The following is a 14,702-nucleotide window of genomic DNA, read 5'->3' as shown; positions in this document are numbered from 1 at the left end:
GGAGCCCGGCGGTTGCGGTCGCGTCGACCCGTTCAGCGGTCGAGGAACGGCGGAATCACGACCTCGGCCCGTTTCTCGTCGCCGCGGACGACGACGCTCACCTCGGTGCCGGCGTCGGCGTACGACTCGTGGAGGTAGCCCAGACCGATCGGCTCGTCGAGGGTCGGGCTCATCGTTCCGGAGGTCAGCTTCCCGACGCGGGTGAGATCGCCGTCGGTGACCGCGTAGCCGCTTCGAGGGACGCCGCGCTCGAGGAGCCTGACCCCGACGAACGTCTCGTCGACGCCCTCCTCCTTCCGGGCCGCCAAGGCGTCGCGGCCGACGAACTCCGCGTCGAGCTCGACGACGAAGCCGATCCGCGCCTCGTACGGTGTCCGTGGCTCGTCGTCGGGGTCGAAGTCCTGTCCGGAGAGCAGGAACCCCATCTCGGTTCGGAGCGTGTCGCGCGCGCCGAGCCCGCAGGGCTGGGCCGGATCGGGGCCGTCGACGAACGCCGCCCAGACGGGGTCGACGGCGCCGGCGGGACACATCACCTCGAAGCCGTCCTCGCCGGTGTAACCGGTGCGCGCGACCCAGCTCTCGGTGCCCGCTACCGCCGCCGTCGTCGCCTCGAACTTCGAGAGATCGACGACTCCGTCGCGGGGCGTGGCCTCGTCGAGCGCGTCGGCCGCGTCGGGGCCCTGGACCGCGAGCATCGCCCAGTCGTCGGTGGCGTTGGCGACGGTCGCGTCGAGGTCCCACTCGTCCCGGTGGGCCGTCCAGCGATCGAACATCTGGGCGTCGTGGCCCGCGTTCGGGACGAACAGGTACGCGGGGTCGCCGCTCGGCGCGTCGAGGTCGCCGTCGTGGGTCGCCTCCAGGTCCGCGAGCGACGACGCCCCCTCGCCGGCCGCGGTGCCGTCGGGGAGCCGATAGACGACGGTGTCGTCGAGCATCACGCCGTCCTCGTCCGTGACCGCGGCGTACTGGGAGTCGCCGGGGTCGAGCGCGCGAACGTCGTTCGTCGTGAGTCGGTTCATCAGCTCGGTCGCGTCCGGTCCGGAGACCTCGATCTCGCCCATGTGCGAGACGTCGAAGACGCCGACCGACCCGCGGACCGCGGCGTGTTCCTCGCGGATCGAGTCGAACTCGACGGGCATCTGCCAGCCGCCGAAGTCGGTGAACTTCGCGCCGCGCGCGTCGTGGGATTCGTGAAGCGGAGGGAGCCGATCGGTCATACTCGCACCTCTCCCGGACGAACCTAAGCTTTTGTGACATCGGTGGTCCCCGCGCCGGCCGCGGACTCCCCCGTCGACGACCGACTCGGGCGACAGCCTCAAGCGGACGCCGCTCTCCCTCTCGGGCGTGAGCAGCCCTCGACCCGCTCGCGCCGGTCCGCTCGCGCCCGTGGTCGCAGTCCTGCTGATCGCGGTCCTCGTCGGCGCGCTCGTCGGAACGTGGCCGCCGTTCGTCGCGGTCGAGAGCGGCAGCATGGCGCCCGGCGTCGAGCGCGGCGACCTCGTCGTCGTCACGGCCCCCGACCGGGCGCCGTGGGGAGACCTCTCGACCGCCGCCGACTCCGACGCGCCGACCCGCCTCGGCGGGACGGGCGACGTGGTCGTCTACACCGTTCCGGGCGCCGGGGGGAGACCGGTGTTCCACCGGCTGGCGTTCCGCGTCGAGGCGGGCGAGGACTGGACGAAGCGCGCCGACCCGGCGCTCCTCGCCGCCGACTGTGCGGAGCTTTCGACCTGCCCGGCGCCGTACGACGGGTACGTCACGCACGGCGACGCGAACGGGCTGTACGACCAGAGCGCCGGCATCGCCCCGGTCGTCCCGGAGGAGTGGATCGTCGGGAAGGCGCTGTTCGCGGTGCCGAACCTCGGCTGGATCCGGGTGGGGATCGACGCGACGGCCGCGCGATACGGCGGGGTCGCAACCGGCGTCGTCCTGGTGGGGTTCGCGGGCCTCGCGGGGGGAGTCGGGACGCTGTTGCTGGGACGGATTCGGCGGAAACGACGGCGGTGAGACAGTCCGACAGGGCGACACGGCGTTCAATTCGGCCTCCGGTCGCGCCCGTCAAATGCGGTGCGACCGGCGCGTGCCTACGAGCGGCCGCGAGGAGCGCGGCGCGAGGGACGCGGCGAACGCGAGCGGCGCGGCCGCGGAGCGTGAGCCGCGAGGCTGGGGAGGTGTGAGGCGTGAGGTGCTGTGCGGGGCGGGACGCAAAGGGCAGCCGTGAGGCGGGCTTCGGTGCCGGCACCCGTCGATCCGACGGTGCGGGCGATTCTTCACAATAGAAGAGATCGAACGCCCCGGAATACCGTGTCGAGAACCGCTCGCTCTACTCCCCGCTCGTCCCGCCGTCGGTCCGTGCGGTCGTGACCGACTCGGCGCACCAGACGTTGCTCCGACGGCCGGCGCGCGACAGCTCCATCTTCACGACCGAGCCCACCGGCAGGTCCGCAACGCGCTCGCGGGCGTCCTCGTCGGCGTACTCGACGACGTGGAACGTCTCGTTGCGCGGATGGGCACGTACTGTGGTACAATCATGATCGTTCTGTGCGGAAGTAACGGTGTACGCGTTCGATTGTGACATCTTACTCCGTTATTATTGAACACCTTACTTCAATTCTGCGTATACCCACTACAGACGTGAGTCAGGTCGTAATATCGATATAAGGTGTTAAATTTTCAGAACAATCGGCAGGAATACGGGTGATTAGTGGACGGACTGCGCATCGAAGACGGGTCGAAGGGGCCGCGAGGGAATCACCATCCCTATCTCCCGCGACGGCGAAGGCCGGCCATGGACCGAGGCGACGGGCCGGAGGGCGCGGCGACGGCCGACGGCGAGACGAGCGCGGACGGCGAGGTCGGACCGGACGGCGTGACGGACGCGGACGCCGGCGGCGTTGCGCTGTTCGTCGACGGCCCGAACGTGTTGCGCGAGGAGTTCGACGTCGACTTAGATGACGTGCGTCGGGCCGCCGAGGCGGAGGGGCCGCTGGTGACCGCCCGGCTCTATCTCGACGAGCACGCGACGCCGGGGCTGATCCAGGCCGCGGAGGCCCGCGGTTTCGAGGTCGTGATGACGAGCGGCGACGTGGACGTGAAGCTCGCGGTCGACGCCGCGCGGTTCGCGGCCGAGGGCCGGATGGAGACGCTCGCGATCGCCTCCCGCGACACGGACTTCAAGCCGGTCGTCGAGACGGCGAACGGCTACGGGATCCGGACGCTCGCCATCGCGCCCGGCGAGTTCGGCCGGTCGGACGCGTTGCGGAACGCCGCTAACGGCTCCGTGACGCTCGACGGCGATACGAGGGGCGAGTCCGTGAGCGACGAAGATGAGGCGGAGAGCGAATCGGCCTCGACGCGATAGCGGTCGAGAACGTCGGCAGCGGCGAGTGACGAACGAACGATCTTCTGCGGCGAACGCCTCCGGAACCCCTTTGCGTCCCACCCGGCCGCAACCGCACCGCAGCCTCACCCCCCAGCTCGTCACCGCGTATTTAGATCCACGGAGTATCCGCCCGTCCCGTTTATAACTCCCGCGTGAGCCGCGGGTTCGTCACTGCCCCGTCCGCCGCGGAGGCGAAGTCCCGGCCGTACTTCGCCAGGATACCGCCCTCGTACGGGGGTTCGGGCGCGTCCCACGCCTCGCGGCGCTCGTCGAGTTCCGCCTCGGAGAGGTCCACCGTCAGGTCGCGTTCGGGGATGTCGACGGTGACGTGGTCGCCGTCCTCGATGAGCCCGATCGGGCCGCCGACCGCGGCCTCGGGCGCGACGTGACCGATCATCGGGCCGCGGGTGCCGCCCGAGAAGCGGCCGTCGGTGAGCAGCGCCACGTCGTCCTCGTGGCCCGCGCCGACGACCGCGGCGGTGACGCCGAGCATCTCGCGCATCCCGGGGCCGCCGCGAGGCCCCTCGTTGCGGATGACTATCACGTCGCCGGACTCGATGCCGCCGGACTGGACGTACTCCATCGCGTCCTCTTCGTTCTCGAACACGCGCGCGGGCCCCTCGTGGTAGAACTCGTCGTCGCCGGTCACCTTCAGCACCGAGCCGTCGGGCGCGAGGTTGCCGTCGAGTATCTTGATCGCGCCCTCCGCCTCCTTCGGGTCGTCGACGCTGTAGAGGAAGTCGGCCTCGATCTCGTCGTCGTCCGGGAGCTCGCCGCGCTCCTCCAGCGCCGCGATCTCCTCGGCGAGCGTCCGACCGGTCACGGTCATCGCGTCGCCGTGGAGCAGGTCGGCCTCGAGCAGGCGGCGGAGGACGACCGGCACGCCACCGACCTCGTGGAGGTCGTTCATCACGCGGCTCCCGCCCGGCTGGAGGTTCGCGATCTTCGGCGTGCGCTCGGAGATCTCGTCGAAGTCCTCGATCGAGAGGTCCACGTCGGCCTCGCCCGCGAGCGCGAGCAGGTGGAGGACCGCGTTCGTCGAGCCGCCCATCGCGGTCTGGGCCGCGATCGCGTTCTCGAACGACTCTCGCGAGAGGATGTCGGAGGGCCGACGGTCGTTCTCGATGCAGTCCATCGCGAGCTCGCCCGCCCGCTCGGCGACCGCGTAGCGCGCCTCGTCCTCGGCGGGCGGCGAGGCCGAGCCGAGCGGCGCCAGCCCGAGCGCCTCCGAGAGCGACGCCATCGTGTTCGCGGTGAACATCCCGCCGCACGAGCCCGCGCCCGGGCAGGCGTTACGCTCCAGATCGTCGAGCTCCTCGGCGTCCATGTCGCCCTGCGCGTAGGTGCCGACGCCCTCGAACACCTGGACGATCGTCACGTCGCGGCCGTCGTGCTGCCCGGGCATGATCGATCCGCCGTAGAGGAAGACGCTCGGCAGGTCCGTCCGGATCGCGGCCATCATCATGCCTGGGAGGTTCTTGTCGCAGCCGGCGACCGTCACGAGCGCGTCCATGCGCTCGCCGAAGGAGACGAGCTCGACGGAGTCCGCGATCACTTCTCGCGAGATCAGGCTCGCCTTCATCCCCTCGGTCCCCATCGAGATGGCGTCGGAGATGGTGATCGTTCCGAACTCGATCGGCATCCCGCCCGCGGCGTCGATGCCGTCGAGCGCGGCGTCCGCCACGTCGTCGAGGTGGACGTTACACGGCGTGATGTCGGCGGCCGGGTTCGGCACGCCGACGATGGGGGAGGAGAGGTCCTCGTCGTCGAACCCCATCGCGCGGAACATCGCCCGGTGTGGCGCCTTGTCCGGTCCCTCGGTCACGTCTCGGCTCCGCAGGTCTCCGTCTTTCTCGCCGGCGAATCGGTCCGAGTCCTCCCGTCGCCGACGACGCTCGTCGTCGTCGGATCGCGGCTGCTGTTCGCTCATACTCGCCCCTGTCGCTCGGGACTCTTAAACCGCCGCGTCGGGGCGAGGGTTGCTCGGCGGGACGAACGGGTTCGGCCCGTCGTCGGCGTTCGCGTCGGAGGCCGGACGTCGTCCGTGTACAGTCGCTGTCGGCCATTTTCGGTGACACAGTCCCCTCGCGACGCGGACGCCACACCGTCGGCGGGTCAGACCGCTACTGCGGGTCGCGAGCGGGGATCAGCCCCTGAGCCATGAGTCGCCGGGCGATCACGACGAGACCGTTCCCGAACCCCTCGCCGAAGATCGCCTGTTCCGCTTTGTTGTCGGGGATGATCGAACTCACGAGGATCGTCGAGCGGTCGATCAAGAGGAGCCGCCCGATCCCCGTCTCGTCTGCCGGCACGTCTCGATCCTGTAACCACTCAAGCCCGGAAACGAAGGTCGTTGCGCGCGGAACGGCCGATTCTAACTCTTCTCGAAGCGGCTCAGAGAGGGCTCCGATGACCAGGTCGATGTCGTCGTCGACGCCGTTGAGCGTCTCGGTGAGATCGTCGGTGAGGAGCGTCTCGTCGGCGACGACGAGGACGACCTCTTCTTTCGCCGCGCCGATGAGCCGGTTCGTCCTGTTCTCGATCGCGTCCCGACCGGACATGGCCCAGATCTCCTGTGTCGGGGACTCCTCGTCGTCGCCCACGATGTCGACGGCGTCGAGTGCGCTCTGGAGCCGCCCCACGCGCTCCTCGTACTGGTCGCGAAGCGTCTCGGTCGCCTCGTCCAGCGGAACCGCCCGGAACCGCTGCGGGCTCGAGTGTTGGACTTCGACCAGCCCCTGCGCCTCCAGAACCCGTATCGCGTCGTACACCCGGGTCCGAGGGACCTCCGTGATCTCGCTGAGCTTCTTCGCCGTGCCGGTGTCAAGCCGAGCTAATCCGACGAAGCATCGGGCCTCGTACTCTTTTAATCCGAGTTGCTGGAGGATGTCAATCGCTTCCTCCCCGTTGTTTGATGTGTTCATGTGTCCCAACCTTCCGGGTCCCCCCGGAATTCGCCTGTGGATTCTCCCTCAGGACAGATAGGTATTGTTACTTTTGAGGTGACGGTGAACTACCCCACCCTACTCAGCCACAGGCGTGGCTTCGTTGAGGGTGGGGCGTCCTGTTTCGACGACGCGCTTTGCAGACACGCGAGTGGTGTCCGTAGGGAGCACAGTCTCCACAGGCGTTGATTCGGGCCATCCCAGCCCTAGTTCAGCAAAGCCTCTCTGTAAGATGTTCATCGCCGCGTTCGCGTCACGGTTACACTCAAACCCACAACTCGGACACGAGTGCTCTCTGACCCAGATGGGTTTCGCTGTCTCCACACCACACGTCGCACACTCTTTCGTCGTTCCCGCTGCTTCGACTTGTACGACGTGTGTCCCGTACAGCTCACCTTTGTATTCCAGAAGAGTGATGAACTGTCGCCACGCCGCAGCCTGCTTGTTCCGCGCGTTCCCATCGCCTTGAAGCATCTCAGCGACGTTCAGGTCTTCCACGAACACCGCATCGTACTCTGTGACGAGCCATATCGTGAGCTTGTGCTGGTAGTCCAGCACCTTCTGACGGATGTGGCGTTTGACCTTCGCAACCGCTTGGCGCTGGTTTTCGTAGTTGTTTGACCCGTGTTCTTTCCGTGAGAGTTTGCGTTGTTCACGGTACAGACGCTCGTATTCGTCTTCGAGGTCGATCCAGTCCACAGTCGTCCCGTCCGACGTGTGGATATAGTTGAGGATGCCGAGGTCAACGCCGACGCTATTGTCCGCGTTGAGCGAGTCCACGTCGGGTTTCTCAGGCAGGTCACCCTCGTCGGTTTCCAGCCCGAAAGAGATGAACCAGTCACCGGTCGTCTCTTTTTTCACTGTGACTTCTTTGATAGCTGCTTCGTCAGGGATCTCGCGGTGGTAGCGGAGTTTGATATCTCCGATTTTGGAGAGCTAGAGCGTCGCGCGTCTGCCACTCGTGTTTTTGAGTTCGAAGCCAGACTGCGAATACGTCATACTCTGGAACTCTCTCGGAGACTTCCAGTTGAGCTTCCCGACCTTGCGTCCGTTTTGCTTCTGCTCGGAGAGTCCAGTGAGATTCTGGTAGAACCGAGTGACGGTTCGTTGTAGAGCCTTCGAGTTGACTTCCGAGAAAACGGGGAACTCATCTTTCCAGTCGGGGAGTCGGGAGTGGTGCTTGTACGCAGAGCCGATGTCGTCGGCGTCCACGTTCTCGTACTCGTACAGGGTGTAGTTGTACGCTTGGCGATGAATGTCGATATGGTAGTCTAGTTCAGCCGCTACCTGTTGTGTCGGGTAGGCATGGTAGCGGTGACTGTATTCCATCGCTGTCTATTGATTATCGATATGTTGTGTTAATGGTTTGTACTGGTGTGCGGCGATTCATCCCCTCCCTACTCGCTCCCGTTGGTCGCTCCTTGAGGAAGGGGCATTCTCGCCTCACTTCTGGTGACTCAGTTAATCACAGAAAGAATAACTGTCTGGGAACCGCTGCTGTACTCGCACGCAGCTAACTCGAGTGTCCCAACCACGCGAACTGCTGCGTGCCCGGTGCGGTCACCTCGTTTCGAGGTGGCCGGCCGTTCGGAACTCACCAATGTCCATGACCGACGAGCCAATCGCAGACCCGCGGTCCACAGCCGTCGAGCAGCTCACGGAGTTCGGTCTGACGGAGTACGCCGCGCGGACGTTCGTCGCGCTCTCCGCACTGGAGTCGGGAACGGCCAGAGACGTGAGTCGCGTGTCGGCGGTCCCGCGGACGCGAGTGTACGACGCGATAGACGAGCTCCGCGACAGGGGACTCGTCGATGTCCTTCAATCGTCGCCGAAACGGTTTCGTGCGATCTCGGCCGAGACCACGAGTCGGACGCTCGAACACGAGCTCCGACACCGGGTCGACGTCCTCCGGACCGCGCTGAGCGAGCTCGAACCCGCCGACCGAGGAACCGAACAACGGGGCGTCTGGACGGTCGACGGACAGCGGGCCGTCTCGGAGCGGACCCTCGAGTTCTTCGCGGACGTGGACGAGGAGATCGTCTACATGACCGTCGAGGACCTCCTCAACGACGAACTGATCGACGGGCTGAGCGATGCCGCGGCGCGCGGCGTCTCGATCAACCGGCGGTTAGAGAGCGAGGACGCGGACTGACCGCCGACCCCTGCGCTGCGTTTCGGGGGCGATCCGGCGTCCTCCGCGGGGGGCGCGTCCGACACCGCCTCGACGCGTCGATCCGATCGATACCGGATCGCGTCCTCGGCCCGGTCGCGGTCCGGCCGCGACGAGACCGAGGGCGGCGTCGAAACGACTGTCACATGTTCCCGCGCCTCTCGCCGGGAACGGGACTCAACTGTCGACGTGGTCACGGAAATTAGATTTCTGATTAATCGAGTCACTATTTCGTTCCGACTCGCCGCGTGCGATCGACGACGCGAAAGATGGACAAACTTTTGATTATGAACATTGAAATGATCGAACGTGACAGCTGACCTCACCGAAAAGATAGCGAGAGCCCTCGCTGACGTCAAATCGGTGGACCCGGAGGAGCTCGACGTCTCCCTGGAGAATCACGTCTCCACCGACGCGGTCCGCAACCTCGCGAGCCACGACAGCGACTCGTGGCGCCTCCAGTTCGAGACGCCGGACCACGTCGTCGAGGTCACGGGGACCGGACGGATCCTCGTCGACGGCGAAACGGTCCGAGAGGCCCGCTGAACGCCGTTCGACGACTGCCGAACGACGACGTTACTCGTCGTCGGGGACGAGCATCTCGGGATCGCGTTTGTACTTCGGGGTCGACACGAACGTCTCGATTCGCTGCTTGTCGGCCTCTGTGATGGAACTTTCCATACACGGCCGTTAAGCTCGGGTAACTTGAGTAATTAGGTCGTTCCCGACGGTAATCGGATATTACTCGACCCGATCCCGGGCGTGCCCCGGATACACCTGTTGAAGCGGACGAAAGGCCGGCTCAGCCGCCCTTCGGTCGAACCCGTGTTCTGTGTCCGGTCCGATCGGCGGTCGGCTCCTTCGGACGTTGTAAGGAAAAGTGGCTTCGGAAGGCGAGACGGGGGCGAAGCGGTCGGCGCGAGGTCCCGAGCACGTGGTCACCGCATTGAGGCCGCCGAGCAGTAGGCCTCCTCGCGGGCGGTGATCCACGCGGTCGTTCGGCGGTCGTCGTCGGCGTCCCTCGGGAATATCGTACATTCGGTCGACCCCCCGTGGTCGCTGACGACGGCCGCCTCGTACGCCTCGTATCGCGGGGTCGGTGAGTCCGTGTCCATCGGATATGAGGGGACACCGCAGCGAACGGGATTGTTATGAGCGACCTACGCGGCCGCGGTCCGGACCGGCCGCTAGCAGAAACGGACTGTGCGGAGACGGACGCACCGCGTCCGACGCGCTTGTCGAACTCGCCCCGGCGGGGCGACGGCGCTCTGCGAAATCGCGGAGCTACCGGCCCGAGTCGAGATCGGAATCCAGCTTCGCGACGACCTCACCGTCGCCCGTGACGGTTACCTCGCAGTCGGCGAACGCGAAGGTGAGAGACGTCTCGACGGTGCTCGAACGAAACAGCGTGTCCAGTGCGTCCGAGTCGATGGCGCCGTAGAGCTGCGGAAGCGCCAGCGGCTCGCGGCCTGTCGCGCTTGATACCACTTCGACCACGCCGGTGCTCGGCGGCGTTGAGTCCCAGTCGTACGTCGCCCGGACCTCCGGGGTCTCCTTAGCTACGTGATTGGAAATATTTTGATTCGCTTCCTTCATTCAGTTACTATCGATAGGACGAAGGCACTACTAACTCTTGTGGATTACAACGGTAAAGGCCGAACAGCGACGTTTTCGACGTTTTTCCGGGACGGCCCGGCGACCGGGACGATGCGATCGCACCTCTGCGCACGGTTATTGAGACCGTGCCGCACCCTGTTCGAGGAGGCCTCGCTCGCTCCCGTCCGACCGGAGGGTGGCCTCCGGCGCGTCTGGGTCGATTCGGGCGTACAGCGGGCCGAACGAGGTCGGACCGTCGCTTACGAGGGCCGCGACGACCCCCACGACGCTCTCGTGGTCGACCGTTCGTCCCTCTCGTAGGCGTCGACCGCTTTAGTAGCCGACACGTCGGTGTGTTCCACGCGTTTCGGAGTGGACACGTCTGCGTGATTTCGTCGTAGTCACAGCGGTAGCGTGTTCACTGGGCTCACACGTGTGCGCCCGGTACACTGTCCTCGCGGGGGCGTTCCGGACGAACGTAGACGGTGGAGTCGGCGTAGACGAACACGGCCATCCCGGCGTACGAGAACGCGACCGTTACGTCGTGTGAGGAATCTCCCGTCACTATCGCGTCGAGCCCGTCGGTGTCGATCGCGTCCGAGAGCGGCGGGAGCGCGTCGACGGGTTCGTCGCGCGCCTCGGAGACGGTCTCGCTCACGGTCACACAGATTTCCTCGTGAGCACTACTCATGGATACGCGTTCACACCCCAGATAATTAATAATAAAGTACATATTCTGCCCCCCTCGTGCTTACTCGAACCGCGCCGTTCGTGTGTTACTCTTACATGTACGCGAGCTGAAAGTTACCGGCGTCGCGAGCGGGAGCGGGCGCGTGCGGCTTTCCGACGCCGAGAACGACCGCACACGAGACGCCGAGAACGACCGCTTACTGGTCGTACTGACGCAGTTCGACGGGAACCGGCTCCGTGCGGTTCTGCGCCTGCCAGTACTGCCACGCGACCGAGAGGGTGAACACGAGGAGTACGGCTGCGCCTACCACCGGCAGGGGGACGGCGCCGAAGCCGGGAACACTCAGCACCGTGAGCGACAGCGCCGTCGCCCCGCCGACCGTGAGGAGGAAGTAGTGGAATCGCCACGGGTACGTCGGTTGGTCGTCCGTCGTGAGGTACTCGTCGATGTCGTCCGCCCGGTCTGCGAGCCGAACGGTCCCGCTGTCTTTGTCGTACTCGATGGTGTTCATCTCCGCCATCTTCGGGAGATGGGTCTGATACAGGGACACGTAGACGCGCTTCCGCTGCTGGCTGGTCAGTTCGTCGGCCGAGACATCGTTTTCCATCGCCGCTATCTCCGTGGCGAGCTCCTGGACGTCGACCGATCCGCCCTTCGTCCGGAGGTAGTACAACACCATTCGGCGCCGGTGGTTGCTCAGTAGCTCGAAGACACCGTCGGGCGTCAACGGCTCGGTGTCAGCGGAACTCATCGTCAGGAGCACCGGTCCTGTTCGTCGGTCCCGTCTCTTTCCATGCTCGTTCCTTTCGCAAACGGGACATAGTTATGGTCTGGCTTATCCGGACTTAGGACGCTTTTAACCCATATTCGCGTCACTTTCACTTCTCGCCCAAAAGTCGCTGAACCGGCCGCGAAACCGGAGCGCTGCCCGTGCCGCGTCACTCGAAGTACCGGTACGCCGACACGCCGACGAGCGCTCCGACGAGGAGAGCGGTCACCACCTGAAGCGCCGCGTTCGATATGAACGCCCCGACGACGACGGGAACGACGAGGAAGGCGCCGGCGACGAGCGACAGCGTCGAGTGGTACCGCGTCCACCCGGAACCATCGACATCGTCGTCGACTGAGAGGTAGCGTTCGAACAGGTCCGTGTGTTCTGCGGTCTCGATCCGGCCGCGCGGCTTGTTGTACGAGATCGCGCCGTAGTCGTCCATCTTCGGCAGGTGACACTGATACAGTCCGACGTACACGCGCTTGCGTTCCTGCGAGGAGATCTGTTTGATGTCCTTGCCCGTCTCGCGCGCGGCGATGGCCTCGGCCAGCTCGTCCAACGTCGCCTCCTCGTTCTTGCCTTCCAGCAGGTACCGTATCACCCGTCGGCGCCGCTTGTTTTTCAGGATCTCGAACAGCTGATCGAAGCCGATCTCTGCTCGCTCGATATTCTCCGGCTCAGTACTCGAAGCATCGGTTTCCGGTCCCGAGAACTCCCGATCGGCCTGGGCCGCGTCCCGCGTTTTCGCTTCTGAGTCGGCACTCATCGTACACCACCGTTTTGATCTGTCGCAACGTCGTCTGTTCTCGTTACGTTGTCGTACATCGTTATCGTGGGGAGTTTCGGTATTATATCATTTCACGGGTCGAACAGGGTATAGCGGGTCATGTTGCCGCTACTCATGTAATCCACTTAACTCTATCACATCTTCACGAAGCATTTCTGTACTGAATAATTGAGTAAACAGTATCGTCGCGGCCGTATACGGGAGAAATATCGTGTTCTTCGCACGACAAGTTTCGTCGTCGCTCTCCCCCACGAGTACCGAGAGTTCGGTGGCATAGAAAGCGAGACGGCGACCGGCAACAGGCGAGAGGAACAGTGAAACGCCGACCGAGCGTATCATTGACTCCCTCGCGTAAGGGCGAGGCTTCCGCTTGCTATCCGTCACTTACCGGTGAACGGCGGCAAAATCCGGTCCATAACAAAGTATTCCTCTCGGCATGCGGTGGGTATGCAAATCGGCCCCAAAGCGATCACGACCGGTGTGCGCCGCCGCCGCGCGCCTCGCCGCGCGGACGGCGACGCGGTCGACGGGGTGGTCGCGTAATGTGCGGCATCGTGGCTCGGATCGGAGCGGCCGACGACGCGGTCGACGAACTGCTCGTCGGGCTGGAAAACCTCGAGTACCGCGGCTACGACTCGGCCGGCCTCGCCGTTCAGACCGACCGCGACGTGGACGTCCGCAAGCAGGCGGGCGGCATCGACGACCTCCGGAACGCGCTCGCGGCGGACCCCCCGAGCGGGTCCCTCGGGATCGGTCACACGCGGTGGAGCACCCACGGACCGCCGACCGACGCGAACGCACACCCGCACACGGACTGCTCGGGGCGCGTCGCCGTCGTTCACAACGGGATCATCGAGAACTACCAACGGCTCCGTCGCGAGCTCTCTCACGCGGGACACGCCTTCGAGAGCGACACCGACACCGAGGTAATCCCGCACCTGATCGAGTCGGCGCTCGCGGACGGGGCGGCCCCGGCGGCGGCGTTCCGCGCGGCCATCGATCGGATCGAGGGGAGCTACGCCGTCGCCGCGGTCATCGGCGGCAGGGAGGCGGTGTACGCGGCTCGAAACGACTCACCGCTGGTGGTCGGCGCGAGCGATTCGACGCAGTACCTCGCGAGCGACGTGCCGGCGTTCCTGGAGTTCACCGACCGTGTGGCGTACCTCGAGGACGGCGACGTCGTCCGGGTCACGCCGTCCGGCTTCACCGTCACCGACGAGCGCGGCGAGCGCGTCCACCGCGCGACCGAGACCGTCGACTGGGACCCGCAAGACACCGGGAAGGGCGGATACGACCACTACATGCTCAAAGAGATCAACGAGCAGCCGACCGCCCTCGGCCGATCGGTCAGCGGTCGGACCGACTCGGGCGGCGAGGAGGTCGACCTCGATGGGTTCCTGCCCGGCAGCTTCGACGGGATCGACCGGGTTCACCTGGTCGCGATGGGGACCTCGTATCACGCGGCGATGTACGCGGAATCGCTGCTCGCACGCCGGGGGGTTCCCGCACGCGCGTTCATGTCCTCCGAGTACGCGGGGTCAACGCCGCCCGAGGAGGACGGGACGCTCGTGATAGCGATCTCACAGAGCGGCGAGACCGCGGACACGATCGCGGCCGTCAGGGCGGCCAGCGCGGAGCGGACGATGGTGGCGACGAACGTCGTCGGCTCGTCGCTGACGAGGGAGTGCGACGACACGCTATTGGTCCGTGCCGGACCGGAGATCGGCGTCGCCGCGACGAAGTCGTTCTCCGCACAGGTCGCGACGCTGTCGCTGCTCGCCGAGCGGATCCGCCGGGACGCCGTCGGCGACCCGTCGCCGGACGCGGCGGCGTTCCTCTCCGCGCTGACGCGACTACCGGATCAGGTCCGCCGGGTCGTCGAGAGCGGCGCGGCGGAGCGGATCGCCGACGCGTTCGCCGACTCGGAGTCGTACTTCTTTATCGGACGCGGCCCGGGACACGCGGTCGCGCTGGAGGGGGCGCTGAAGTTCAAGGAGATCACCTACGAGCACGCCGAGGGGTTCACCGCCGCGGAGCTGAAACACGGGCCGCTCGCGCTCGTCACCGAGGAGACGCCGGTGTTCGCGGTGTTCAACGGCGGGACGGACGACACGGAGACGCTCGGTAACGTCAAGGAGATACGTGCGCGCGGCGGCCCGGTCGTCGCGGTGGCGGGCGGCGAGACCTCCGACCTCGCGGAGACCGTCGACCACGTCCTGTCGGTCCCGTCGACCCATCCGGAGCTCGCCGGCGTGCTCGCCAACGTCCAGCTCCAACTCGTCGCGTATCACGCCGCGAAACAGCGGGGGCGGGCCATCGATAAGCCGCGCAACCTCGCAAAGAGCGTCACGGTCTGAGC

At 65.8% G+C, this 14,702-nt stretch carries 13 protein-coding genes and 2 pseudogenes; 5 read left to right on the top strand and 10 right to left on the bottom strand.

What is annotated here, in order from left to right:
* Positions 1-32 precede the first annotated feature (32 nt).
* Complete coding sequence (locus BM286_RS12010; protein WP_092922555.1) at positions 33-1,217, bottom strand: glycine cleavage system aminomethyltransferase GcvT; 1,185 nt, start codon at positions 1,215-1,217, stop codon at positions 33-35.
* 127 nt (positions 1,218-1,344) lie between these two features.
* On the opposite strand from BM286_RS12010, the gene BM286_RS12005 reads away from it, so the two are divergent.
* The gene (locus BM286_RS12005) at positions 1,345-2,007 is read left to right on the top strand and encodes a S26 family signal peptidase (protein WP_092922552.1); all 663 of its coding nucleotides are present in this window, start codon (positions 1,345-1,347) and stop codon (positions 2,005-2,007) included.
* A gap of 316 nt (positions 2,008-2,323) precedes the next feature.
* On the opposite strand, the gene BM286_RS12000 is transcribed toward BM286_RS12005, so the two are convergent.
* Positions 2,324-2,578: a hypothetical protein gene (locus BM286_RS12000; protein ID WP_092922549.1), complete on the bottom strand. Its 255-nt coding sequence runs from the start codon at positions 2,576-2,578 to the stop codon at positions 2,324-2,326.
* 210 nt (positions 2,579-2,788) lie between these two features.
* On the opposite strand from BM286_RS12000, the gene BM286_RS11995 reads away from it, so the two are divergent.
* Positions 2,789-3,361, top strand: a complete 573-nt coding sequence (locus BM286_RS11995; protein ID WP_092922546.1) for an NYN domain-containing protein — start codon at positions 2,789-2,791, stop codon at positions 3,359-3,361.
* A gap of 160 nt (positions 3,362-3,521) precedes the next feature.
* Here BM286_RS11995 and ilvD read toward each other — a convergent pair whose 3' ends face one another.
* From ilvD to BM286_RS11980, 3 genes and pseudogenes are all read right to left on the bottom strand, one after another.
* Positions 3,522-5,312, bottom strand: a complete 1,791-nt coding sequence (ilvD, locus tag BM286_RS11990; RefSeq protein WP_092922543.1) for a dihydroxy-acid dehydratase — start codon at positions 5,310-5,312, stop codon at positions 3,522-3,524.
* Between the two features lie 193 nt (positions 5,313-5,505).
* Positions 5,506-6,306, bottom strand: coding sequence for a TrmB family transcriptional regulator (locus BM286_RS11985; RefSeq protein WP_092922540.1), 801 nt, complete (start codon positions 6,304-6,306; stop codon positions 5,506-5,508).
* A gap of 99 nt (positions 6,307-6,405) precedes the next feature.
* A pseudogene (locus BM286_RS11980) lies at positions 6,406-7,656 on the bottom strand (RNA-guided endonuclease InsQ/TnpB family protein).
* 277 nt (positions 7,657-7,933) lie between these two features.
* On the opposite strand from BM286_RS11980, the pseudogene BM286_RS11975 reads away from it, so the two are divergent.
* Positions 7,934-8,446: pseudogene (locus BM286_RS11975) on the top strand (TrmB family transcriptional regulator); the annotation flags it as partial.
* Positions 8,447-8,806: 360 nt separating this feature from the next.
* Positions 8,807-9,043, top strand: coding sequence for a HalOD1 output domain-containing protein (locus tag BM286_RS11970; RefSeq protein WP_158293490.1), 237 nt, complete (start codon positions 8,807-8,809; stop codon positions 9,041-9,043).
* A 392-nt stretch (positions 9,044-9,435) separates the two neighbouring features.
* Here the strand turns inward: BM286_RS11970 and BM286_RS15660 are convergent, their stop codons facing one another.
* The 5 genes from BM286_RS15660 to BM286_RS11945 all read right to left on the bottom strand — a co-directional run bounded on the left by BM286_RS15660 (position 9,436) and on the right by BM286_RS11945 (position 12,322).
* Positions 9,436-9,612: a DUF7511 domain-containing protein gene (locus BM286_RS15660; protein ID WP_158293491.1), complete on the bottom strand. Its 177-nt coding sequence runs from the start codon at positions 9,610-9,612 to the stop codon at positions 9,436-9,438.
* Between the two features lie 169 nt (positions 9,613-9,781).
* The gene (locus BM286_RS11965) at positions 9,782-10,093 is read right to left on the bottom strand and encodes a HalOD1 output domain-containing protein (RefSeq protein WP_092922537.1); all 312 of its coding nucleotides are present in this window, start codon (positions 10,091-10,093) and stop codon (positions 9,782-9,784) included.
* A 427-nt stretch (positions 10,094-10,520) separates the two neighbouring features.
* Positions 10,521-10,784: a HalOD1 output domain-containing protein gene (locus BM286_RS11955; protein ID WP_167603401.1), complete on the bottom strand. Its 264-nt coding sequence runs from the start codon at positions 10,782-10,784 to the stop codon at positions 10,521-10,523.
* A gap of 196 nt (positions 10,785-10,980) precedes the next feature.
* Positions 10,981-11,535 (bottom strand): DUF7344 domain-containing protein, encoded by a 555-nt coding sequence (locus BM286_RS11950; RefSeq protein ID WP_092923261.1) that lies wholly within the window; start codon positions 11,533-11,535, stop codon positions 10,981-10,983.
* A 187-nt stretch (positions 11,536-11,722) separates the two neighbouring features.
* Entirely contained in the window at positions 11,723-12,322 is a 600-nt protein-coding gene (locus BM286_RS11945; protein WP_092922531.1) for a DUF7344 domain-containing protein, read from the bottom strand.
* Positions 12,323-12,885: 563 nt separating this feature from the next.
* On the opposite strand from BM286_RS11945, the gene glmS reads away from it, so the two are divergent.
* Complete coding sequence (gene glmS, locus BM286_RS11940) at positions 12,886-14,700, top strand: glutamine--fructose-6-phosphate transaminase (isomerizing) (protein ID WP_092922529.1); 1,815 nt, start codon at positions 12,886-12,888, stop codon at positions 14,698-14,700.
* The last annotated feature ends 2 nt before the right edge of the window (positions 14,701-14,702 follow it).

This window comes from Halorubrum sodomense (assembly GCF_900111935.1).
Lineage (GTDB): Archaea > Halobacteriota > Halobacteria > Halobacteriales > Haloferacaceae > Halorubrum > Halorubrum sodomense.
This window is presented reverse-complemented; position numbering and strand designations above follow the sequence as displayed.